This window comes from Pseudomonas sp. FIP_A4 (genome assembly GCF_036701605.1).
Classification (GTDB): Bacteria; Pseudomonadota; Gammaproteobacteria; order Pseudomonadales; family Pseudomonadaceae; genus Stutzerimonas; species Stutzerimonas phenolilytica.
This window is the reverse complement of record NZ_JAYDXP010000127.1, coordinates 194,363-217,196: the sequence shown is the minus strand read 5'-3', so window position 1 is coordinate 217,196 and position 22,834 is coordinate 194,363. Positions and strand designations below refer to the sequence as shown.

Here is a 22,834-nt window from a genome sequence, read left to right as displayed (position 1 = left end):
AAGAGGACAGAGGGTTATGGGTAAGAATGTCGTGGTCCTGGGCACCCAGTGGGGTGATGAGGGCAAGGGCAAGATCGTCGATCTGCTGACTGACCAGGCGGCCGCGGTGGTGCGCTACCAAGGTGGTCACAACGCCGGTCATACCTTGGTGATCGACGGTGAGAAGACCGTGCTGCACCTGATTCCGTCCGGCATCCTGCGCGACAACGTGCAGTGCCTGATCGGCAATGGAGTGGTGGTTGCTCCCGATGCGCTGCTGCGGGAAATTACCAAGCTCGAGGAAAAGGGCGTGCCGGTGCGCGAGCGCCTGCGTATCAGCCCGTCCTGCACTCTGATCCTTCCGTATCACGTCGCGCTGGATCAGGCGCGCGAGGCGTCGCGTTCGGAAGGCAAGATCGGCACTACTGGTCGTGGCATCGGTCCGGCCTATGAAGACAAGGTCGCGCGTCGTGGCCTGCGCATCGGTGATCTGTTCAATCCGGAGCGTTTTGCGGTCAAGCTGCGCGAGTTGCTGGAGTACCACAACTTCGTTTTGCAGAATTTCTACAAGGTCGAGCCGGTCGATTTCCAGAAGACGCTGGACGAGGCGCTGGGCTACGCCCAGGTCCTCAAGCCGCTGATCACCGACGTTACTGCGCGCCTGCACGAGCTGCGCAAGGAGGGCGCGTGCATCATGTTCGAAGGCGCGCAGGGGTCGCTGCTGGATATTGACCACGGCACCTACCCGTACGTGACCAGCTCCAGCACCACTGCCGGCGGTACTGCGACCGGTTCTGGCTTCGGTCCGCTGTATCTGGACTACATCCTCGGAATCACCAAGGCCTATACCACGCGAGTGGGTTCCGGTCCGTTCCCCACCGAGCTGTTCGATGAGATTGGCGCGCGCCTGGCCGAGCGTGGTCACGAATTCGGCTCGACCACCGGTCGTGCGCGTCGTTGCGGCTGGTTCGATGCGGTGATTCTGCGGCGTGCCATTGAGATCAACAGCATCTCCGGCATCTGCCTGACCAAGCTGGACGTGCTCGACGGCCTGGAGACCATCCGTATCTGCGTCGGTTACAAGGACCGCAACGGTCAGGTGCTGGTTGATGCGCCGACCGATGCCGACAGCTACGACGGCCTGCAGCCGGTATACGAGGAGGTGCTGGGCTGGAGCGAGTCGACCCTCGGTGCCAAGAGCCTTGACGAGCTGCCGGCCAATGCGCGGGCCTACATCAAGCGTCTGGAGGAATTGATCGAGGCGCCGGTTGACATCATCTCCACCGGTCCGGACCGCAACGAAACCATCGTGCTGCGTCATCCGTACGCCTGATCGGGTGCGATGCTGAAAAAGGCCGCCGTCGGGCGGCCTTTTGCTGTCTGGCGGCCGGCTGCGGGTAAGTCTGCTCGGGCTGGTGGAAAGCTTTATGGCGCTGAAAACGAAAAAACCGAGCATAAGCTCGGTTTTTTCTTGAAGAGTGGTGCCCAGGAGAAGACTCGAACTTCCACGGTGTTGCCACCGCTAGGACCTGAACCTAGTGCGTCTACCAATTCCGCCACCTGGGCACATTGCGATGATTGCTCACCGGCTTTGCTGTCGTTTGTACCGAATCATCGGTCGAAGTCGACAATCTTCGTTACTACTTGAGACTCGCATCGATGATGCGGGTTTCATTTGAAGAGTGGTGCCCAGGAGAAGACTCGAACTTCCACGGTGTTGCCACCGCTAGGACCTGAACCTAGTGCGTCTACCAATTCCGCCACCTGGGCACGGAAACAGTATTGCTTGAGCGTTTCCGTGATACAACGTCTGTTGGACATTGTGGGCGCGAACTATACGGGCGAGGTTCGGGGTTGTAAACCCCTGATCCCGAAAAATAATTCAGCGTAAAGGTGCCGCCCGTGGGCATTTCGCGCTTCAATACACTTATGACGTTCCGTCTCGATAATTGAATAGAAAGGTGACACTTCTTAATGGCCGATTGGCAATCCCTCGATCCCGAGGCCGCCCGTGAAGCGGAAAAGTACGATAACCCCATTCCCAGCCGCGAACTGATCCTCCGGCACCTGTCTGAGCGTGGCTCACCGGCCGCGCGCGAACAGCTGGTCGAAGAGTTCGGCCTGGTTTCCGATGAGGACGTCGAGGCACTGCGTCGTCGACTGCGCGCGATGGAGCGCGACGGTCAGCTTATCTACACCCGACGCGGAACCTACGCGCCAGTGGACAAGCTCGATCTGGTCTGTGGCCGAGTCAGCGGTCATCGCGATGGCTTCGGATTCCTGATTCCCGATGACGGTAGCGATGACCTCTTTCTCGGGCCGGCGCAGATGCGCCTGGTTTTCGATGGCGATCGCTGCCTGGCGCGGGTGTCCGGGCTGGATCGGCGTGGACGTCGCGAGGGGGCGATTGTCGAGGTCATCAGTCGAGCCCATGAAACCATCGTCGGGCGCTATCAGATCGAGAGCGACGTCGGCTTCGTGGTTGCCGACAACCCCAAGATCCAGCAGGAGGTCCTGGTCACACCGGGTCGTGCGCTGAATGCCAAACCCGGTCAGTTCGTCGAAGTGAAGATCACCCACTGGCCCACCCCGCGCTTCCAGCCGCAGGGGGACATCATCGAGGTGATCGGCAACTATATGGCGCCGGGGATGGAAATCGACGTGGCGTTGCGCAGCTTCGATATCCCCCATGTCTGGCCCGAGGCGGTGCTCAAGGAAGCGGCGCGGCTCAAGCCCGAGGTCGAAGAGAAGGACAAGCTCAAGCGCGTAGACCTGCGGCATCTGCCATTCGTCACCATCGACGGCGAGGATGCGCGGGACTTCGACGACGCGGTCTACTGCGAAAGGCCCGGTGGTTGGAAGCTGCTGACCGGCGGGTTCCGTCTGTACGTCGCGATCGCCGACGTCTCGCACTATGTGAAGGTCGGTTCGGCGCTGGATCGCGAAGCCGAGGTGCGCGGCAACTCGGTGTATTTTCCCGAACGGGTGGTGCCGATGCTGCCCGAGCAGCTGTCCAACGGTCTGTGCTCGCTGAATCCTGGCGTGGACCGTCTGGCGATGGTCTGCGAGATCACCCTCAATAAGTCGGGCAAGATGACCGACTACCAGTTCTACGAGGCGGTGATCCACTCCCATGCGCGGCTGACCTACAACAAGGTCAGCGATATGCTCGAGCGGCCCAAGTCTCCCGAGGGCAAGCGGCTGAGCGAGGAGTACGCCGAGGTGCTGCCGCATCTCAAGCAGCTTTATGCGCTGTACAAGTTGCTGCTCAAGGCACGTCACACTCGGGGGGCGATCGATTTCGAGACCCAGGAGACTCGTATCGTTTTCGGCGCCGGGCGCAAGATCGCCGAGATCAAGCCGACCGAGCGCAACGACGCTCACAAGCTGATCGAGGAGTGCATGCTGTGCGCCAACGTGGCCACTGCCGCGTTCCTGCAAAAGCACGACATCCCCGCGCTGTATCGCGTGCACGACGGTCCGCCGCTGGAACGTCAGGAGAAGCTGCGCGCTTTCCTCGGCGAACTGGGCTTGAGTCTGCACAAGGGCAAGGAAGGGCCGACGCCGAAGGATTATCAGGCTCTGCTGGAGCGCATTCAGGATCGTCCGGATTTCCACGTGATCCAGACGGTCATGCTGCGTTCGTTGAGCCAGGCGGTCTACAGCGTCGACAATCATGGCCACTTCGGTCTGAACTACGAAGCCTACGCTCACTTCACTTCGCCGATCCGGCGCTATCCGGACCTGCTGGTACACCGCGCGATTCGCAGCGTGATCCGTTCGCGGCGTGACACGCCGCACGTGCGACGCGAGGGTGCGGCGAGCATGCCCAAGGCGCGTATCTACCCCTACGACGAGGCGGCGCTGGAACAGCTTGGCGAGCAGTGCTCAATGACCGAGCGACGCGCCGACGAGGCTACCCGCGATGTCGTCAACTGGCTCAAGTGCGAGTTCATGCGCGATCGCGTCGGCGAAACGTTCCCCGGCGTGATCACCGCAGTGACCGGGTTCGGTCTGTTCGTCGAGTTGACCGATATCTATGTCGAAGGGCTGGTGCACGTCACGGCGATGCCGGGCGACTACTACCACTTCGATCCTCTGCATCATCGCCTCTCCGGCGAGCGGAGCGGGCGCAGCTTCCGTCTCGGCGACAGCGTCGAGGTGCGGGTGATGCGCGTGGATCTGGACGAACGCAAGATCGACTTCGAGCTGATCAGTGGCGGCAGCAAGGTCGCCGGTGTGGGCGAAGGCGGTGCGCGCAAGGGTGGAGCGGGACGCGGCAAGGCCGATGACCGGCGTCCGGCGCGCAGCCAGGAGCCGGCCGATGCCAGCGTACGCAAGAGCCGCGAGCTGAAGAAGGCACTGCTGACCGAAGCCAAGGGCAAGAGCGGGCGCGACCATAGCGCGGAAAAACCCAAGCGCGGCGGGTCGAAACGCAAGGCTGACGGCAAGCCGGCTCCCGGCGGATCGAGCCCTGCCGGTGCGAGAAAACGCAAGGCCAAATCATGAGCGACTTGGAGAAAATCTACGGCCTGCACGCGGTCGAGGCGCTGCTGCGTCATCATCCCCGGCGGGTCAAGCAGGTTTGGCTGGCCGAAGGACGTGGCGATCCGCGTGTGCAGACGCTGATCGAGCTGGCCGGCCAGGCGCGCGTGCGCATCGGTCAATGCGAGCGCCGCGAAATGGACGCCTGGGTCGAAGGCGTGCATCAGGGCGTGGTCGCCGAAGTAAGTCCCAGCCAGGTCTGGGGCGAGGCGATGCTCGATGAGCTGCTTGATCGCGCCGAAGTTGCGCCGTTGCTGCTGGTGCTCGATGGGGTGACCGATCCGCATAACCTGGGCGCTTGCCTGCGCACGGCCGACGCCGCCGGGGCACTGGCGGTGATCGTGCCGAAGGACAAGTCGGCGACGCTCAACGCTACGGTGCGCAAGGTGGCCTGCGGTGCCGCCGAGGTGATTCCGCTGGTAGCGGTGACCAATCTCGCGCGCTCACTGGAAAAACTGCAGCAGCGTGGCATCTGGATCGTCGGTACTGCTGGCGAGGCAGAGCAGGAACTTTACGCGCAGGATCTGACCGGGCCAATTGCGCTGGTGATGGGCGCCGAAGGCAAGGGTATGCGCCGGCTGACCCGTGAGCATTGCGATTATCTGGTGCGGTTGCCGATGGCAGGCAGCGTGAGCAGCCTCAACGTGTCGGTCGCCACCGGCGTCTGTCTGTTCGAGGCGCTGCGCCAGCGCAGCGCGGTCGCGACACGCGGCTGACCAGCGGCGGCTGTCTGCAGAGATGGCTGCCGTACGCTTTTTCCACTGCAGGGAAACGCTTTGCCCGTTTCGCGGTCAATGGCTGACCTGTGCCTGACGACAGTCAGCGCCTTCTTCCGATCCGCTTGCATCCTGTGACGGCCGCCCGGCCAGGGAATGTCGTACGAGCAATCTAGACAATGGCGTCAGGCTCGTATCATGGAGGTTGTATGCAACGCCTGTCTTTTGAAAGCCTGTTCCGGGCTTCTCCGAATGCCTACCTATTGTTCGATCCGCAGCTGTGGGTGGTGGATGTCAATCCGGCCGCCCTGGCGCTGCTCGGGCGGGCGGACCACGAGCTGATTGGCCACCGCCTGGACGACGCGTTCGCCGATGACGTGCGCTTCGATGTTGCTGCAATGCTCGCATCCTGCACGCGGGCGCTCGACAGTGGGACCAGCGATACGCTGCCGCCGGTAGGCGAGGGGGCGCTTGGTGCAAGACTGGTGCATACACCGCTGCTGGACGAGCGTGGCGAGGCTGTGGCGCTGCTGCAGTGCCTCGCGCTGCAAGGGGCTTCGGAGCGTGACGAGGACCGGTATCGCTACCGCCGGCATCTAGAAGAACTCGTGGGAGCCACGACCGAGGAGCTGTCGCGCAGCGAAATGCAGCGCCAGGCTGCGGAATCGGCTTTGTTGCAGGCACAGAAGCTGGAGGCGATAGGCAAACTGACCGGCGGCATCGCGCACGACTTCAATAATATGCTGCAGGTCATCGGCGGCAACCTGCAACTGCTGCGCCGCAGTCTGGGCAACGACGAATCTGCGCTGCGTCGCCTGGATTCGGCGGTTGGCGGGGTCGAGAAAGGCGCCCGCCTGGCCTCGCAGCTGCTGGCCTTTGCCAGCCGCCAACCGCAGCGGCCGCAGCCGGTGCAGCTCGGTCAGCTTGTTGCGCAGATGCGCGAATTGCTTGAGGGCGCTCTTGGTGCCGGGGTGCGTGTCGAGCTCGATACCGACGAGGCACTATGGCCGGTATCGGTCGATATCGGCCACCTGCAGAGCGCGCTCATCCATCTGGCCACCAATGCCCGCGACGCCATGAGCGGAAGCGGGCGGCTGCTGGTGCGCTTGCGCAACCGCAAGCTGCAGGCCCAGCCGGCGACAGGCGAGTTCGTACAGCTGAGCGTGATCGATGAGGGGGGGGGCATGGAGCCTGAGGTCAGTCAGCGGGCCTTCGAGCCCTTCTTCACGACCAAGCAGGCCAGCAGCGCCTCGGGACTGGGGCTGAGCATGGTCTACGGCTTCGTCAAGCAGAGCGGCGGCTTCGTCACGCTGGATAGTGCGGCGGGCAGCGGCACGGCGGTGCATCTGTATCTGCCGCGTAGCTCGGAGGCCGATGCCGATGCCGGTGCTACGGCAAGCGTGCCGGCGGCGAAGGAGATAGATAGGGTGCTGAAAGTGCTTTTCGTCGAGGATGACCCGACGCTGCGCATGCTTACCGGCGAGGTGATCGCTGAGCTCGGCCATCAGGTCGTGCTCAGCGAGTCGGCCGAGGATGCGCTCGAGCAGCTGGCGGCGCAGCCCTTCGATGTTCTGCTCACCGACGTTGGTTTGGCCGGCATGAGCGGCATCGAGCTGGTCCGTCAGGCGCAGCAGCGACACCCGGGGCTGGCCCTGGTGATCGCCTCCGGCTATGCGGTGGATGCGCGTGAGGAGGGTATCGACTCGCTGCGGGTCATGCTCAAGCCCTACGACATCCATCAGGTGCGCGAGCTACTGGACACGATCGCGCACGAACGGGGCCGCGACCATGCGGGAGAGGGTGGTTAAAATTTCACCACTTCGCCTTGCGCCGGTCCAGGCCCTTCTCTAGAATGGCGCCCCTTGCCTGCATGGCAGGCGCTCGCGCGCCTTCGTGCCGGCAAGGTCAACAAGTCATTCACTCCTTGCCTGACCGCATTGTCGGCAGGCTGCAACCCGTAAGGAGCAGTTATGCGTCATTACGAAATCATCTTTCTGGTGCACCCGGACCAGAGCGAGCAGGTCGGCGGCATGGTGGAGCGTTACACCAAGCTGATCGAAGAAGATGGTGGCAAGGTCCACCGCCTGGAAGACTGGGGCCGTCGTCAGCTGGCTTACGCCATCAACAACGTGCACAAGGCTCACTACGTGATGCTGAACGTCGAGTGCAGCGGCAAGGCACTGGCCGAGCTGGAAGACAACTTCCGCTACAACGACGCCGTCATCCGTAACCTGGTCATCCGTCGCGACGAAGCCGTGACCGAACAGTCCGAGATGCTCAAGGCTGAGGAAAACCGTAGCGAGCGCCGCGAGCGTCGTGATCGTCCTGAAAACACCGACGGCTCCGCCGACAGTGACAGCGACAGCGACAACAGCGCTGACGAGTAATCCACGGATCTATTGAGGAGCCTATTTCATGGCACGTTTTTTCCGTCGTCGTAAGTTCTGCCGTTTCACCGCCGAAGGCGTGAAAGAGATCGATTACAAGGATCTCAACACCCTGAAGGCCTACATCTCCGAGACCGGCAAGATCGTTCCTAGCCGCATCACCGGAACCAAAGCCCGCTATCAGCGTCAGCTGGCCACCGCTATCAAGCGCGCCCGCTACCTGGCCCTGCTGCCCTACACCGACAGCCACGGCCGTTGATCGGGCTGGTCGACGAACGTAAGGGATAGATAGAGCGTATGCGTGCGCTGGCCGAATTCATCATGCGTGGCCGTATGCAGGCCATCCTGGTGGTTGGTGTTGCCGCCGCGCTGCCAATGCTGTTCTGGCTCAGTGCCGCCGCGGGCAGCCTGGTGCTGCTTCGCAGAGGGCTCAACGACGCGCTGAGCGTACTGGTCTGGGCGATTGTGCCGGCGCTGGCGTGGTGGTACTTCGGTGATCCGCGCACGCTGCTGGTGCTGCTCGGTTCGCTGGGACTGGCGCTTCTGCTGCGCAACCAGGCGTCCTGGGCGCGGGTGATGTTGTGCAGCGTGGGCCTCGGACTGCTGTATGTCTGGGGGCTCGCAGCGGTATTCGGCGAGCCCATCGCGGCGCTGGCCGGGGAGTTGCAGAAGGTATTGCCCGAGACGTTGTCGGGCGCCTACGAGCAGTTCTCTGACGAGGAGCGTGCGCGTTTGGGCGCGCTGCTGGCTCCGGTGCTGACCGGCCTGCTGGCGGCGCTGCTGCAAATCGTCACGCTGCTCAGCCTGATGCTGGCGCGTTACTGGCAAGCGGCGCTGTACAACCCGGGCGGATTCGGGGGCGAGTTTCGAGCGCTGCGTTTTCCGCCGGTGGTGGCAATCATGCTGCTGGTGGGCATGTTGCTCGGCCCGAGTCTCGGTGCGCAGTTCGCGGTGCTGACGCCGCTGTGCAGCGTGCCGCTGGTGTTCGCCGGGGTTGCGCTGATGCACGGTCTGGTGGCACAGGGGCGTCTGCCGCGGTTCTGGCTGGTGGGGCTGTACGTTACGCTGGTGCTGTTCATGCAGTTGATCTATCCGTTGCTGGCCGTGTTGGCCATCGTCGACAGTCTGTTTGATTTTCGTGGTCGCGCGGCCGGCAAGAACGGCGCGGGACCTGCGAACGGTGAAGGTTAAAAGTTAAGAGGTAAGACTCAAATGGAAGTCATCCTGCTGGAAAAGATCGCCAACCTGGGCAACCTGGGCGACAAGGTAAACGTCAAATCCGGTTACGGCCGTAACTACCTGCTGCCGCAAGGCAAGGCCACTGCCGCGACCGCTGCCAACATCGCAGCGTTCGAAGCACGCCGCGCCGAGCTGGAAAAGGCTGCTGCCGAGAAGAAGGCTTCGGCCGAAGCTCGCGCTGCGCAGCTTGCCGAACTGGAAGTCACCATCACCGCAACCGCGGGCGATGAAGGCAAGCTGTTCGGTTCCATCGGTACCCACGACATCGCCGATGCCCTGACCGCCTCCGGCGTTGAAGTGGCCAAGAGCGAAGTTCGCCTGCCGAACGGCACCATCCGCCAGACCGGCGAATACGACGTGGCCGTGCACCTGCACACCGACGTCGAAGCGACCGTCAAGCTGATCGTCGTCGCCGCCTAAGGTGTCGTCTGGCACCTCCGGTGCCTGACGCGTAACATCGGGCACGTTTCCGCGCGAGCGGGACGTGCCCTTTGTTTTTCTGCTGTTTCGAATCGCGAAAGAATCATGAACGACATCAGTGTGCCCCAGCAGTACGACTTGGAAACCGCCGCGCTCAAGGTGCCGCCGCACTCCATCGAGGCCGAGCAGGCCGTGCTGGGCGGTCTGATGCTGGACAACAACGCCTGGGAGCGCGTACTCGACCAGGTCTCCGATGGCGATTTCTACCGCCACGATCATCGTCTGATCTTCCGGGCCATCTACAAGCTGGCCGAGCGCAACTCGCCGTTCGACGTGGTGACGCTGTCCGAGCAGCTGGACAAGGAAGGGCAACTGCCGCAGGTCGGTGGTCTGGCCTATCTGGGCGAGCTGGCGAAGAACACGCCGTCGGTGGCGAACATCAAGGCCTACGCGCAGATCATCCGCGAACGCGCCACGTTGCGGCAGCTGATCGGTATCAGCAACGAGATCGCCGACAGCGCCTACGCACCGCAAGGGCGCACCGGCGAGGAAATTCTCGATGAAGCCGAGCGGCTGATCTTTCAGATCGCCGAGGCGCGGCCGAAAACCGGCGGCCCGGTGGGCATCAACGACATCCTAGTCAAGGCCATCGACCGCATCGATACGCTGTTCAATGCCGGCGAGGCGATCACCGGCCTGTCCACCGGCTTCACCGATCTGGACGAAGCCACCAGCGGCCTGCAGCCCGCCGATCTGATCATCGTTGCCGGCCGTCCGTCGATGGGTAAGACCACCTTCGCGATGAACCTCGTGGAGAACGCCGTGCTGCGTACCGACAAGGCTGTGCTGGTGTTTTCCCTGGAGATGCCCGCTGACTCCATTGTCATTCGTATGCTCGCCTCGCTCGGGCGTATCGACCAGACCAAGGTCCGCGCGGGCAAGCTGGATGATGACGACTGGCCGCGGCTGACCTCGGCAGTGAACCTGCTCAACGACCGCAAGCTGTTCATCGACGATACCGCGGGTATCAGCCCCTCCGAGATGCGGGCGCGTACCCGCCGGCTGGCGCGCGAGCACGGTGAGATCGCCATGATCATGGTCGACTACCTGCAGCTGATGCAGATTCCGGGTTCCAGCGGTGACAACCGGGTCAACGAGATTTCCGAGATTTCCCGCTCGCTCAAAGGCCTGGCGAAGGAATTCAACTGTCCGGTCATCGCGCTGTCGCAGCTCAACCGTTCGCTGGAGCAGCGCCCCAACAAGCGTCCGGTGAACTCCGACCTGCGCGAGTCGGGCGCCATCGAGCAGGACGCCGACATCATCATGTTCGTCTACCGGGACGAGGTGTATCACCCGGAAACCGAATACAAGGGCGTCGCCGAGATCATCATCGGCAAGCAGCGGAACGGTCCGATCGGCACCACCCGCTTGGCCTTCCTCGGCAAGTATTCGCGCTTCGAGAACCTCGCGCCGGGCAGCTATCAGTTCGACGACGAGTAAGCGCAGCGCGCGGACGGCAGTCCGCGCGCTTCCCGCGTCCGGCGGATCGGCCTAAGATTTGCGCCTCACCTTCGCCGACAGGAAAATCCCATGCGTCCGCTGGTTGCCACGGTCGATCTGACTGCGCTTCGCCACAACTATCTGCTCGCCAGGCAATGCGCGCCGCAGCGCAAGGCTTTCGCCGTGGTCAAGGCCAATGCCTACGGACATGGCGCGCACGAAGTGGTGACAGCGCTGCGCGATGTGGCCGATGGTTTCGCCGTGGCCTGTCTGGAAGAGGCCGAAGTGGTGCGCGCTGGTGCCCCGGACGCGCGCATCCTGCTGCTCGAAGGCTGTTTCGAACCTTGCGAGTACCGACGTGCCGCCGAGCTCGGTCTGGATGTCGCCGTGCAGGATCGGCGTCAGTCCGACTGGTTGCTGGATGCCGAGCTTGAGCGGCCGCTGAATGTCTGGATGAAGCTCGACTCGGGCATGCACCGGCTCGGTTTCACGGTCGATGGTCTGCGAGAGTGTTATGCCCGACTGAAGGGCGCCGCGCAGGTCGGCGAACTGAACCTGATCAGCCATTTCGCCTGCGCCGACGAGCGTGGCCATTCTCTGAACGAGAGTCAGCTCGAGCGCTACGGCCGGCTGCTGGAGCTGGCATTCGACCACTGCTCGCTGGCCAACTCCGCCGCGGTGCTCACGCTGCCACAGGCGCACATGGCCTGGATTCGTCCCGGCATCATGCTCTACGGTGCCACGCCGTTCGCCACGCTGAGCGCGCAGGAGCTCGGCCTCAAGCCGGTGATGACGCTGACCGGCGCGCTGATCGCTATTCGCGACGTGCCGGCCGGTGACAGCGTCGGCTATGGCGCCAGCTGGGTGGCGCAGCGCCCGTCGCGCATCGGCACCGTCAGTTGTGGTTATGCCGACGGTTATCCGCGCAGCGCACCGTCCGGTACCTCGGTGGTCATCTGCGGGCAGCGCGTGCCGCTGGCCGGGCGCGTATCGATGGACATGCTTGCGGTCGATCTGACCGACCTGCCGCAAGCGCAGCTTGGCGACGCGGTGGAGCTGTGGGGCGCACAGTTGCCGATCGATGAACTGGCGACGGCCTGCGGCACCATCGGCTACGAGCTGCTGACCAAGGTCACCGGCCGCGTGCCGCGTCGCTACATCGGCGGCTGACCGCCGGAGCAAATTTCCCTTCGTCCGCCAGGCAAAGGCCGAGTTGTGCACTCGGCCTTCCTGATCATTTTTTGTGCTATATTCCGCGCCCGTTTTCGTAGCCCGGTTTCCCGCCATGCCTGCCGCCAAGCCGCTGTTCGACTATCCCAAGTACTGGGCCGAGTGTTTCGGTCCGGCGCCGTTCCTGCCGATGAGCAGGGAGGAGATGGATCAGCTCGGCTGGGATTCGTGCGACGTGATCATCGTCACCGGCGATGCCTACGTCGACCATCCGTCGTTCGGCATGGCGATCATCGGCCGTCTGCTGGAGGCCCAGGGCTTTCGTGTCGGCATCATCAGCCAGCCGGACTGGCACAGCAAAGACGACTTCATGAAGCTCGGCGAGCCGAACCTGTTCTTCGGCATCGCCGCCGGCAACATGGACTCGATGATCAATCGCTACACCGCTGACCGCAAGGTGCGTTCGGATGATGCCTATACCGCCGGCGCACTGGCCGGCAAGCGGCCGGATCGCGCCAGTCTGGTGTACAGCCAGCGCTGCAAGGAGGCCTACAAGCATGTGCCGGTGGTGCTTGGCGGCATTGAGGCGTCGTTGCGGCGCATCGCGCACTACGACTACTGGTCGGACAAGGTGCGCCGCTCGATCCTGATGGACGCCACCGCCGACATCCTGCTCTACGGCAATGCCGAGCGTGCCATCGTCGAAGTGGCGCAGCGGCTCGCGCGTGGTGAGCCGATCGAGAGCATCACTGACGTGCGCGGCACTGCCTTCATCCGTAAGGACACGCCGGAAGGCTGGTTCGAGATCGACTCCACGCGCATCGATCGGCCCGGCAAGATCGATCAGATCATCAATCCCTACGTCAACACGCAGGACCTGTCCGCCTGTTCCATCGAACAGCAGAAGGGGCCGCAGGACGATCCCGAGGAAGCCAAGCCGGTCGAGCTGTTGCCGCATCCCAAGCTCACGCGCGAGCGCACGGTGATCCGTCTGCCGTCCTTCGAGAAGGTCCGCAACGACCCGGCGCTGTACGCCCACGCCAACCGCGTGCTGCATCTGGAAACCAATCCCGGCAACGCGCGCGCGCTGGTGCAGCGCCACGACGACCGCGAGCTGTGGCTCAACCCGCCGCCGATTCCGCTGACCACCGAGGAGATGGATTACGTGTTCGCCGCGCCTTTCCAGCGCGTGCCGCACCCGGTGTACGGTGGGGCGAAGATTCCGGCGTACGAGATGATTCGTTTCTCGGTCAACATCATGCGCGGCTGTTTCGGCGGCTGTACCTTCTGCTCGATCACCGAGCACGAGGGACGCATCATCCAGAGCCGCTCGCACGAATCGATCCTCCACGAAATCGAGGAAATGAAGAAGGTGCGCGGCTTCACCGGTGTGGTGTCCGATTTGGGCGGGCCGACCGCCAACATGTATCGCTTGGCCTGCAAGAGCCATGACATCGAAAAGCACTGCCGCAAGCCGTCCTGTGTATTCCCCGGTATCTGCGAGAACCTCAACACCGACCACAGCTCGCTGATCGAGCTGTACCGCAAGGCGCGCGCGCTGCCGGGCGTGAAAAAGATTTTGATCGCCTCCGGCCTGCGCTACGACCTCGCCGTGGAGTCGCCCGAATACGTCAAGGAACTGGTCACCCATCATGTCGGTGGCTATCTGAAGATCGCCCCGGAGCACACCGAGCGTGGCCCGCTGGACAAAATGATGAAGCCGGGCATCGGCACCTACGACAAGTTCAAGCGGATGTTCGACAAGTTCTCCAAGGAGGCGGGCAAGGAGCAGTACCTGATCCCGTACTTCATCGCCGCGCATCCGGGCACCACCGACGAGGACATGATGAACCTCGCCCTGTGGCTGAAGGCCAATGGCTTCCGCGCCGATCAGGTCCAGGCCTTCTATCCGTCGCCGATGGCCTCGGCGACCGCCATGTATCACACCGGCAAGAACCCGCTGCGCAAGGTGACCTACAAGAGCGAGGGCGTCACCATCGTCAAGAGCGAGGAGCAGCGCCGTCTGCACAAGGCGTTCCTGCGCTACCACGATCCCAAGGGCTGGCCGCTGCTGCGCGAAGCGCTGATCCGCATGGGCCGCGCCGACCTGATCGGCAGTGGCAAGCACCAGCTGATTCCGGCGCATCAGCCGGCGGTGGACGGTTATCAGAGCGCACGACGCAAGAACTCGACGCCGGCGGGCAGCAAGAAGGCCGGGCAGGGCGGCAAGATTCTTACCCAGCACACCGGCCTGCCGCCGCGCAGTCACGACGGCAATGCCTGGGACAAGCGCGAGCAGGCCAAGGCCGCCGCTGAGGCGCGGCGCAAGGCGGCCAATGGCAGCGGCAAGCCGGCCGGCAAGGGGCGCAAACCGCAACGGCCGGTGGCGCCGCGCTGATCGCGTATTGCTGACGCGCGAGCGTGCCGCATCGCGCCGGTACGCCCGCCGTCAGCCGCTTCCCCGAGCGCTCAGTCGCTCCGGCGTGATGGCCGCTGTGCGGCGGTGCGCCCGTCGAAACTAGAACCTGAACGCCTGAGTCGCCTGATCCAGCTCGCCCCCCAGACGCAGCATCTGCGCGCTCTGTTCGCGGCCGCGGCTGATGTGCGTCAGGTTGGCATCGCCGAGCTGGTGGATGCGCTCACTGTGCCCGCGAATCTCGCTGACGGCCTCGCCCTGCTGCGCGGTGGCCTGGGCGATCTGCTCGGCCATGCGGCTGATGGTGGCGATGGTGGCGACGATTTCGCCCAGCGCTTGGTCGGCGCTCTGCGCCAGGCTGGCGGTGCCTTCGGCGTGGGCGACCTGGCTGCGCATGGCTTCGACCGAGTGCGTGGCTGCCTGCTGCAGGTCGCCGATCAGCTGTTGGATTTCCGCGGTGGCGCCGCTGGTGCGCTGCGCCAGCGACCGCACTTCGTCGGCCACCACGGCGAAGCCGCGGCCGTGCTCGCCGGCGCGGGCCGCTTCGATGGCGGCGTTGAGCGCCAGCAGATTGGTCTGCTCGGCGATGGAACGAATCACCGTCAGCACGTTGCCGATGGTGGTGGTTTCGGCGGCCAGGCGTTCGATGGCCACGGCGTTGCCCTGCACCTCGCTGACCAGATCATGCAGCCCGGTCAGACTCTGGGCGATCACCCGTTGGCCCTGCTGCACGGCGTGCGCTGCGGCGCGGCTGGCCTCGGCCGCTTCGCCGGCACCGTCGGCCACCTGCTGGATGGTGGCTTCCAGCTCGCCGAGCGAATCGCGGATCTGTGCCGTGTCGCCGGTCTGACGTTGCGCGCCGTCGTGCAGGTCGCTGCTCATTTCGTCCAGATCGCGACTGCTGGCGGCGACCTGTTCGGCCTGCTGGCGCAGGGTGCCGACCAGCTGCAGCAGGTAGCTGCGCAGACGGTTGAGCGAGGTCTCGATATCGATGATTTCGCGAATCTTCGAGTCGATCCGCGCGTCCCGGCTGAAGTCGCCTTCGGCCCATGCCGACAGGGCCGGTACCAGCTGCCCGAGGGTGCGGGTGAGCTGGCGCTGCAGGCGGTCGACGGCCAGGGCGATGAGCAGGATCAGCGCGATGATCGCGCCCTGGATCAGCCGCACCTCGCTCTGGATGCGCCCATGTTCGGCGCGCACCGCCGGCTCCAGCTCGGCCAGCGCCTGTTGCACGGCGGCGACTTTGCGCGCGCTGCTGTCGTGCAGCTCGCTGCGCTGGCGGATCAGTTCGCGGGTGCGCTGCAGCTCGGCCGGGTAACGTTTGGTCAGGCTGGCCAGTTCGCGCTTGAGCGCGATGCCGCGGTCTTCGGCCTGCTGCTGGTTCGCCGAACCGTCGAGTTCGAGTAGCGCGGCGAAGCTGCTGGCGGCGGATTTCTGTTCGGCGGCGACGTCCAGCAGCGGCAGCGCGTCAAGGCGGCCGACCTCCTGCTGCAAGCCCTGCAATGCCTGTTCGACCTCGCCGGCCAGTTCGTCGCGACCGCTGCCGACCAGCTTGCCGCGGGCGTGGCTGAGGCGCAGCAGCTGCTGGCTGGCGGCAAACAACGGCGGCTGATAGTCCGCGGCGTTCGGATGGTTGGCGACGCTGCGGTACTGATCGAGCTGCGATAGTGCGCCGGCCATCTCGCGCTCGGCCTGCAGCAGCAAACCCTGTGGATCGCCCGCCAGCTTGCCAGCGGCGAGCAGATCGCTGGAGGTGAAACGACTCAGCTCGTCCAGACTGGGCTGCAGCCGCTCGGCGAACCCGGCCGGTAATCCGGCGATGTCCTGCTGCAGCGTTTCCAGTGCTTTTTGCGCCTGGCTGTGGCGCAGGGCATCGCCGCTGGCCAGGTAGGCGCTAATGTTCTCCGCGGCTTGGTGCTGGAACTGCTGGGACAATCCCAGGTAACGCGCCATGAGCTGGTAGGGTCGCTCCATTGCCCGCTCTGACCACCAGAGCGTCGCTCCGAGAGCCAGACAAACCGCGATGAGCAGGAGGGTGTTGAGCGTGGTGAGCGACTTCAGGCGCATCATCGCCTCTTCGAGCAGGCCAGGAAGGCTAGCAAGATATGGCGATTTGATGTCATTCGCGTGACAGCCGCGCCCGCCTCGTGATTTTGTGAACCGGTAGGCGCGGCTGGTCGGTTAGAAGCGTTCGACCCGGTTTCGGCCGCCGCGTTTGGCGCGGTATAGCGCCTCGTCCGCCTGCTGGGTGAGCGTCTTGACGTCGGTGTCGGCGCTCAGTTCGCTGATTCCGCAGCTGAAGGTGCAGCTCAGGTCTTGCGGCTGTGCGGGAAAGCGCAGCTCGGCGAAGCGCTGGCGAATGTCGTTGAGCACCTTGCACGCCGCTTCCACCGGCGTATCCGGCAACACTACGGCGAACTCCTCGCCACCATAGCGGCCGATGTGGTCGGTCTTGCGCAGGCGCTGCTTGAGAAACAGCGCCAGGCTGCGGATCACCCGGTCGCCCATCGGGTGGCCGTAGGTGTCGTTGACCCGTTTGAAGTGGTCGATGTCGAGCATGGCGAAGCTCAACGGGCGATTGTCGCGGCGGGCTTGGAAGCGCGCGTCTTCCAGCAGTTGCAGGCTGTGGGTGTGGTTGTATAGGCCGGTCAGGCTGTCGCGCACGATGCGTGCCTTGAGGCTGCGGGCACGAGCGGCGCGGGTGCGCACGGTGGCGATCAGATGGCTCGGCTTGATCGGCTTGGTAAGAAAGTCGTCGCCGCCTTCGCCCATCGCATCGAGCTGCTTATCCAGATCGTCCTCGGCCGACAGGTAGATGATCGGCACGCTGACGTAGCGTTCATGCTGGCGAATCACCTTGGCCAGTTCGGTGCCCATGCAGTCGGGCATGTACATGTCGAGGATGATCAGGTCCGGCTGAAACTCCGCTAGTGCGCCGATGGCCTGGATCGGCTCGATCAGCATGCGCGTGATGATGCCGGCGTTGTTCAGCACCCGTTCGGTGTGCGTGGCCTGGGCGCGGGAGTCGTCGACGATCAGTACGCGGATCGGTTCGCTGTGCGCGGTGCGGGTGAAGATTTCGATCTTCTCCAGCAGGGTCGAGGCGTCCAGCGTGCCGGTAAAGAATTCCAGGCCGCCGGCGCGCACGGCCGCCAGGCGGGTCGGGGTATCGGTTTCGCTGTGGCTGAAGAACAGGATCGGCAGCTTGTCTTCCAGCCCCTGCTGGACCTGCTCGGCCAGTCGCAGTCCGGCGCCGGGGCCGGTGAAGTCGACGTCCATGACGATCGCGGCGGGATGGCGCTGGTGCATGGCGGCGCGAAACGCCGCCTCGCTGTCGAAAGCCTGGGCCGACATGCTGAAGAACTCCAGCTGACGCATCAGGTAGTCCGCTCGCTGGCCGTTCTGCAGCGCCAGGTAGACCGGTTTGCTCAGCGGTGGCAGGAAAGGCTGTGTCAGCGGGTCATTGTGGCGCAGACCGGTGCGCGCCAGGCGGTAGATCAGCTGACTGAGCGTCGCGATGGTCTCGCTGGACAGCCGGCCGCGATTGTCGCGGATATCGCCCAGACAATCTTCGATGCCGATCGCCAGGGCGCTGTGCTCGGGCTGCTCGAAACGCTCGGCGAAGCGGCGTAGGCGTTGCGTGGCGTCGTCGAGCGCGCTGTGGTGCCGCTCGCTCCATTCGCCGCGCTGCAATTGCTGCCAGACGTCGAGCACTTCGCGAGCCTGATGAATCACGCGCTGGGCAAAGTGTTGCTTGAGTTCTTCCTGGTCCGCCATGAGCCTTTCCGTTGCGCTGGCCATTCGGGGGCGGCGCCGTTTTGTGGTGGCGCCATGCTATCACCGGTGTGCGGGTCTGGAGGCTGCCGCAGGCGGTAGTGGTTCGCAAATTGCGGCAGAGGATGCCTGGGAGCTACGTTATAGTGAGCATCCTTACCGCAACGCGGCCCGCCTCAGGCGGTCAGACCCTCTGAATCCAAGAGAAGGACATTTTGCCCATGCTGGACTGGAAGAACCGCTTTGCCCGTTTCGGCCGCTCGAGCGGCGGTGCGACGGCAACCGCTTCGCGCGCGGGAAGCCCGCTGTGGTCGGCACTTGCCGTAGTGGTCGGGCTGCTTCTGCTGGCGGCGCTGATCGTGGGCTGGTACTGGAGCCGCGAGCCCGCATTGTTCCAGGTCCCGCAGCACGCACGCGAGGCGGCGGCGAACTCGCAACGCCAGCTGGTCAATGGCTATACCACCGTCGAAACCCTCAAGCGTGTGGCCAGCACCTTGCTGGACAAGCCGGGTGGCTACCTGAGCAACGACGTCGCGCCGCCGGGACTCTGGCTGGACAACATGCCGAGTTGGGAATACGGCGTGCTGGTTCAGGTACGCGACCTGAGCCGCGCGCTGCGCAAGGACTTCACCCGCTCGCAGTCGCAGTCCACCGAAGACCCTGATCTGTCGAAGAGCGAGCCGCTGTTCAATTTCGACAATCGTAGCTGGGCATTGCCGGCGTCCGAGTCCGAATACCGCAACGGCATCCGCGCGCTGGATCGTTATCTGGCGCGCCTGAGCGATCCGGCGCCGAAAGCGCTGTTCTATACCCGCGCCGACAATCTGAACAACTGGCTGGGCGATGTCGCGACACGACTTGGCTCGCTGTCGCAGCGTCTGTCCGCCAGCGTCGGTCGCGTGCGTCTGGATACCAACCTGGCGCCCGAGCAGGAGCGCGCCGGCGTCGTGCCCGAGGTCCGCGAGCAGGTGGTCGAGACGCCCTGGCTGCAGATCGACAACGTGTTCTACGAGGCGCGTGGTCAGGCCTGGGCGCTGTCGCACTTGCTGCGGGCCATCGAGGTGGATTTTGCCGACGTGCTGGCCAAGAAAAACGCCACCGTCAGCGTCCGGCAGATCATTCGCGAACTGGAGGCGGTGCAGGAGCCGCTGTGGAGTCCGATGGTGCTCAATGGCAGCGGCTACGGGATGCTCGCCAACCACTCGCTGGTGATGGCCAACTACATCTCGCGTGCCAACGCGGCGATCATCGATCTGCGCAACCTGCTCTCGCAGGGGTAAGGCCTACGGCAGGCGGCATCGCGCCGGAGGATGGGCGCGATGCGTGACCTGCTGGCGGCTCAATCCAGGCCGAGCTTCTTCAGTCGATAACGCATCGAGCGGAAGGTCAGCCCCAGGCGCTGTGCCGCGGCGGTGCGGTTCCAGCGGGTTTCCTCGAGCGCCTGCATGATCAGCTTGCGTTCGATTTCTTCCAGATGGTCTTCCAGACTGTCGATCTGCGCCAGGCTGACTTCTCCGCTTTCTCCTGGGCCGGGGCTGTCGGCCAGGCGCAGGTCCGCAGCCTTGATCTCGTCGCCGTCGCACAGGGTGTAGGCTCGTTCGAGCATGTTCTCCAGTTCGCGCACGTTGCCTGGAAAGCGGTAGGCCAGCAATTTTGCCAAGGCGTCGGGGTGCAGGTGCGCCGGGCTGTCGCCGCATTCCTGCGCCAGGCGGCGCAACATCGCATCGGCCAGCAGGGCGATGTCTTCGCGACGCTCGCGCAACGGCGGCACGCGCAGTTCGATGACGTTGAGGCGGTAGTACAGGTCCTGACGGAAGCGCCCGGCGGCGACTTCGCCGGCGAGATCCTTGTGGGTGGCGCAGAGGATGCGCACATCGACCAGCACTTCCTGAGTGCCACCAACCGCGCGCACGGCCTTTTCCTGGATGGCGCGCAGGAGCTTGACCTGCATCGGCAGCGGCAGGTCGGCTACTTCGTCGAGGAACAGGGTGCCGCCATTGGCTACCTGGAACAGCCCGGGCTTGTCTTCGATGGCGCCGCTGAAGCTGCCTTTCTTGTGGCCGAAGAATTCGCTCTCCATCAGCTCCGACGGAATCGCTCCGCAGTTGACCGGTACGAACGGCCGCTCGCTGCGCGGACCCTGTTCGTGAATCAGCCGCGCCACCAGCTCCTTGCCGCTGCCGGATTCGCCGCTGATGTAGACCGGCGCCTGGCTGCGGGCGAGCTTGTCGATCTGCTTGCGCAGCACCTTCATCGGCGGCGAACTGCCGAGCAGGCGGCTGTCCACCGGTGCCGCTTCGGTGGTGGTGCTGCGTACGCGCAGTGCGGTGCTGACCAGCTCGCGCAGACGGTTGAGGTCGACGGGCTTGGTGAGGAAGTCGAAAGCGCCGGCCTTGAGTGCGCTGATCGCGGTATCCAGGCTGCCGTAGGCGGTGATCATCGCGACCGGCAGTTGCGGATGCTGTTGCTGAATGAGCTGCACCAGCTCCAGTCCGCTGCCGTCGGGCAGGCGCATGTCGGTCAGGCACAGGTCATAGTGCTCGCGTGCCAGCCACTCGCGGGCCTCCTTGAGGTTGCGGGCGCTGCGGGTGTCGAGCTTCATGCGCCCCAGGGTGATTTCCAGGAGTTCGCGAATGTCGGGCTCGTCATCGATGATCAGTGCTTTCTGGCGGGCGCTCATGGGTCCTGCTTCGTTGGTTCGGTTCGCCGATGGCGACGGTGGGGCATGTTAACGCCCCAGCTCGGCCTGGCGGATACCGGGTTGGTCGTTGTGTGATCGGGTACGCCCGGGATCGGCGCGTTCAGCCGGTCTTGCTCGCATGCGCAAAGACGATATGAAAGCAGCTGCCACCCTCCGGGCGCTCGCGGTAATCCAGGCGTGCCTGGTTGCTTTCGCACAGCTCGCGGGAAATATACAGGCCCAGCCCGGTGCCCTTGCTCTCGGTGGTGAAGAAGGGTTCGAAAATATTCTGCAGCTGCTCGGCGGCCACTCCGTCGCCATCGTCGAGGACTTCAACCACCGGCAGGTCGCTGGCCGGGTCGCGATACAGGCGCAACCATACCTGGGCGCGCGCATGGCGCAAGCCGCTGTAGCGCAGGCCGTTCTGCACGAGGTTGGTCAGCACCTGGGTGAGCTGGTTGGGGTCCATGCGTGTCTGCAGGGAGCTGCCGATGACTTCCAGGTGCACGCTCTGCTGCGGTGCCAGGGTGTTGCGCAGCTCGCTGACGAAGCGGTGCAGCCAGTACTTGAGATCCAGTAGCTGCGGTTCGGCCTGGCGTCGGCGTGAGAGCTGCAGGACGTTCTCGATGACCAGATTCATGCGCCGCGAATGATCCTGGATGATCTGCGCCAGACGGCGGTCCGCCGCATCCAGGGATTCGGACTCGTGCAGCAGCTGGGCCGCGTGGCTGATGGCACCAAGCGGGTTGCGGATCTCGTGGGCGATGCTGGCAGTCAGGCGGCCGAGCGAGGCGAGCTTGAGCTGCTGGGCTTTCTGCGCGATGTGCGAGCTGTCCTCGAGAAACACCAGCGTATTGCGTTTCTCGCCATGCTGCAGCGAGGCGAAACTCGGCTGCACGATCGGGCCGCTCTGGCCGATCTTCAGCGGCTCCGGGCGCAGGGTCGGGTTGCTCTGCCATTGCTGCAGGCGATTCAGCAGGTCCGGGCAATATTCGGCGAGCGGCAGCCCGCCGGTCTCCGGCTGCTCGAGCAGCTGTTGCGCGCCCTGGTTGGCCAGCAGCACCTGTCGTTGCGGGTCGAGTACCAGGATGCCGGTGCGCATGCGTTGCAGAATCAGCGCGTTCAGTGCTTCCAGGTTGGCGACATCCTCGGCACGCTGCCGTGCCAGGTGTTCGCTGGCCTGCAGGCGGCGGGTTAGCCCCTGAACCAGCAGGGCGGCGGCGAAGCACAGGGTGCCCAGCGCTGCGGCCTGGACGAACTGGCGCGCGGCTTCCGGTCTGCTCAGGCTGAGATAGAAGGTCAGGTAGATCAGGCCGATGGCCGCGACCGCCGCGACGAAGAAGCCCACCCGACCGCGCAGCAGAATGTTGGCGATGGCGACGGCGACGATCAGCAGATTGCCGATGCCGCTGGGGGTGCCGCCGGCGAAATAGAACAGGCCCGATAGCAGGATCACATCCATCAGCGCCAGGCCCAGCACCGGCATATCCCGTTTCGGATTCTGCACCAGCACGGACACGACGATGTTAAGGATCAGGTAGAGCCAGGCGCCGTTGCTGAACATCGCCGGGTTGCTCATCTGCAGCAGGCTGTCGTGCAGATCGCTGCTAATCAGCAGCACCAGCGCCAGACCAATGGTCAGGCGATAAAGATGATACAGCCGCAGGATGCGCCGGCCCTGGTCGCCCAGGAAGGCCAGGTTCTCAGTGCCCACCAGCCTCGCCATCCTGCAGATGCGCTTGGCTGCAGTACCAGCGCTCCTTGCCCTGTACCGCCTGCGAGCGCGGTAGGTGCACTCCGCAATGAGCGCAGCGCACCATCGGCTGCGCGCTCGGCTCGGGGCTGCGCTTGGGCTTGCGCGTCATGCGTCGCCACAGCCAGAAGGCCGCAGCGATCAGAGCGATCCAGAACAGTAGACGAATCAGGCCCATTTATCTCTTCCTGACAGGCGCAACAAGATTGCATAACGCCCGGCGGCGTTGGGGCTCACCGGGCCTGACGGTTGCTG

Annotated in this window: 17 protein-coding genes and 2 tRNA genes; 12 read left to right on the top strand and 7 right to left on the bottom strand. The window is 64.3% G+C overall.

The genetic code is table 11. The annotated features are described in order from the left end of the window. The first annotated feature begins 16 nt into the window (after positions 1 to 16). Entirely contained in the window at positions 17 to 1,312 is a 1,296-nt protein-coding gene (locus tag U8L64_RS16425) for an adenylosuccinate synthase (RefSeq protein WP_333398295.1), read from the top strand. A gap of 146 nt (positions 1,313 to 1,458) precedes the next feature. On the opposite strand, the gene U8L64_RS16420 is transcribed toward U8L64_RS16425, so the two are convergent. Together U8L64_RS16420 and U8L64_RS16415 are read right to left on the bottom strand one after the other, a co-directional pair. Next, positions 1,459 to 1,545, bottom strand: a tRNA-Leu gene (locus tag U8L64_RS16420). A 117-nt stretch (positions 1,546 to 1,662) separates the two neighbouring features. Next, positions 1,663 to 1,749, bottom strand: a tRNA-Leu gene (locus U8L64_RS16415). 204 nt (positions 1,750 to 1,953) lie between these two features. Here U8L64_RS16415 and rnr point away from each other — a divergent pair. The 10 genes from rnr to U8L64_RS16365 all read left to right on the top strand — a co-directional run bounded on the left by rnr (position 1,954) and on the right by U8L64_RS16365 (position 14,354). After that, positions 1,954 to 4,488: a ribonuclease R gene (rnr, locus tag U8L64_RS16410; protein ID WP_333398294.1), complete on the top strand. Its 2,535-nt coding sequence runs from the start codon at positions 1,954 to 1,956 to the stop codon at positions 4,486 to 4,488. Next, entirely contained in the window at positions 4,485 to 5,240 is a 756-nt protein-coding gene (gene rlmB, locus U8L64_RS16405; protein WP_333398293.1) for a 23S rRNA (guanosine(2251)-2'-O)-methyltransferase RlmB, read from the top strand. The genes rnr and rlmB overlap by 4 nt, the downstream gene beginning before the upstream one ends. A 209-nt stretch (positions 5,241 to 5,449) precedes the next feature. Continuing rightward, positions 5,450 to 7,048: an ATP-binding protein gene (locus tag U8L64_RS16400; RefSeq protein ID WP_333398292.1), complete on the top strand. Its 1,599-nt coding sequence runs from the start codon at positions 5,450 to 5,452 to the stop codon at positions 7,046 to 7,048. Between the two features lie 162 nt (positions 7,049 to 7,210). Next, entirely contained in the window at positions 7,211 to 7,627 is a 417-nt protein-coding gene (gene rpsF, locus U8L64_RS16395) for a 30S ribosomal protein S6 (RefSeq protein WP_008569726.1), read from the top strand. A 28-nt stretch (positions 7,628 to 7,655) separates the two neighbouring features. Next, the gene (gene rpsR, locus U8L64_RS16390) at positions 7,656 to 7,886 is read left to right on the top strand and encodes a 30S ribosomal protein S18 (protein WP_003283112.1); all 231 of its coding nucleotides are present in this window, start codon (positions 7,656 to 7,658) and stop codon (positions 7,884 to 7,886) included. 38 nt (positions 7,887 to 7,924) lie between these two features. Beyond that, positions 7,925 to 8,818, top strand: a complete 894-nt coding sequence (locus U8L64_RS16385) for a hypothetical protein (RefSeq protein ID WP_043297632.1) — start codon at positions 7,925 to 7,927, stop codon at positions 8,816 to 8,818. A gap of 21 nt (positions 8,819 to 8,839) precedes the next feature. Next, positions 8,840 to 9,286, top strand: a complete 447-nt coding sequence (gene rplI, locus U8L64_RS16380; protein ID WP_003288134.1) for a 50S ribosomal protein L9 — start codon at positions 8,840 to 8,842, stop codon at positions 9,284 to 9,286. A gap of 105 nt (positions 9,287 to 9,391) precedes the next feature. Next, positions 9,392 to 10,786: a replicative DNA helicase gene (gene dnaB, locus U8L64_RS16375; protein ID WP_008569729.1), complete on the top strand. Its 1,395-nt coding sequence runs from the start codon at positions 9,392 to 9,394 to the stop codon at positions 10,784 to 10,786. Positions 10,787 to 10,876: 90 nt separating this feature from the next. Then, positions 10,877 to 11,956, top strand: a complete 1,080-nt coding sequence (alr, locus tag U8L64_RS16370) for an alanine racemase (RefSeq protein WP_333398291.1) — start codon at positions 10,877 to 10,879, stop codon at positions 11,954 to 11,956. Between the two features lie 115 nt (positions 11,957 to 12,071). After that, positions 12,072 to 14,354, top strand: coding sequence for a YgiQ family radical SAM protein (locus U8L64_RS16365; RefSeq protein WP_054094570.1), 2,283 nt, complete (start codon positions 12,072 to 12,074; stop codon positions 14,352 to 14,354). Positions 14,355 to 14,474: 120 nt separating this feature from the next. Here the strand turns inward: U8L64_RS16365 and U8L64_RS20430 are convergent, their stop codons facing one another. Together U8L64_RS20430 and U8L64_RS16355 are read right to left on the bottom strand one after the other, a co-directional pair. Further along, positions 14,475 to 15,254: a methyl-accepting chemotaxis protein gene (locus U8L64_RS20430; RefSeq protein ID WP_442965299.1), complete on the bottom strand. Its 780-nt coding sequence runs from the start codon at positions 15,252 to 15,254 to the stop codon at positions 14,475 to 14,477. Positions 15,255 to 16,553: 1,299 nt separating this feature from the next. Then, complete coding sequence (locus U8L64_RS16355) at positions 16,554 to 18,149, bottom strand: response regulator (RefSeq protein ID WP_043297629.1); 1,596 nt, start codon at positions 18,147 to 18,149, stop codon at positions 16,554 to 16,556. Between the two features lie 218 nt (positions 18,150 to 18,367). Here U8L64_RS16355 and U8L64_RS16350 point away from each other — a divergent pair, with 218 nt between their 5' ends. Next, a complete protein-coding gene (locus U8L64_RS16350; protein WP_043297628.1) occupies positions 18,368 to 19,426 on the top strand; it encodes a DUF2333 family protein in 1,059 nt (352 codons plus the stop codon). Positions 19,427 to 19,485: 59 nt separating this feature from the next. On the opposite strand, the gene U8L64_RS16345 is transcribed toward U8L64_RS16350, so the two are convergent. From U8L64_RS16345 to U8L64_RS16335, 3 genes are all read right to left on the bottom strand, one after another. Beyond that, a complete protein-coding gene (locus U8L64_RS16345; RefSeq protein ID WP_333398289.1) occupies positions 19,486 to 20,826 on the bottom strand; it encodes a sigma-54-dependent transcriptional regulator in 1,341 nt (446 codons plus the stop codon). Positions 20,827 to 20,947: 121 nt separating this feature from the next. Then, positions 20,948 to 22,540: a sensor histidine kinase gene (locus U8L64_RS16340; protein WP_333398288.1), complete on the bottom strand. Its 1,593-nt coding sequence runs from the start codon at positions 22,538 to 22,540 to the stop codon at positions 20,948 to 20,950. Then, a complete protein-coding gene (locus U8L64_RS16335; protein ID WP_043297626.1) occupies positions 22,530 to 22,757 on the bottom strand; it encodes a PP0621 family protein in 228 nt (75 codons plus the stop codon). Before U8L64_RS16335 ends, U8L64_RS16340 begins: the two co-directional genes overlap by 11 nt. Positions 22,758 to 22,834: the final 77 nt, after the last annotated feature.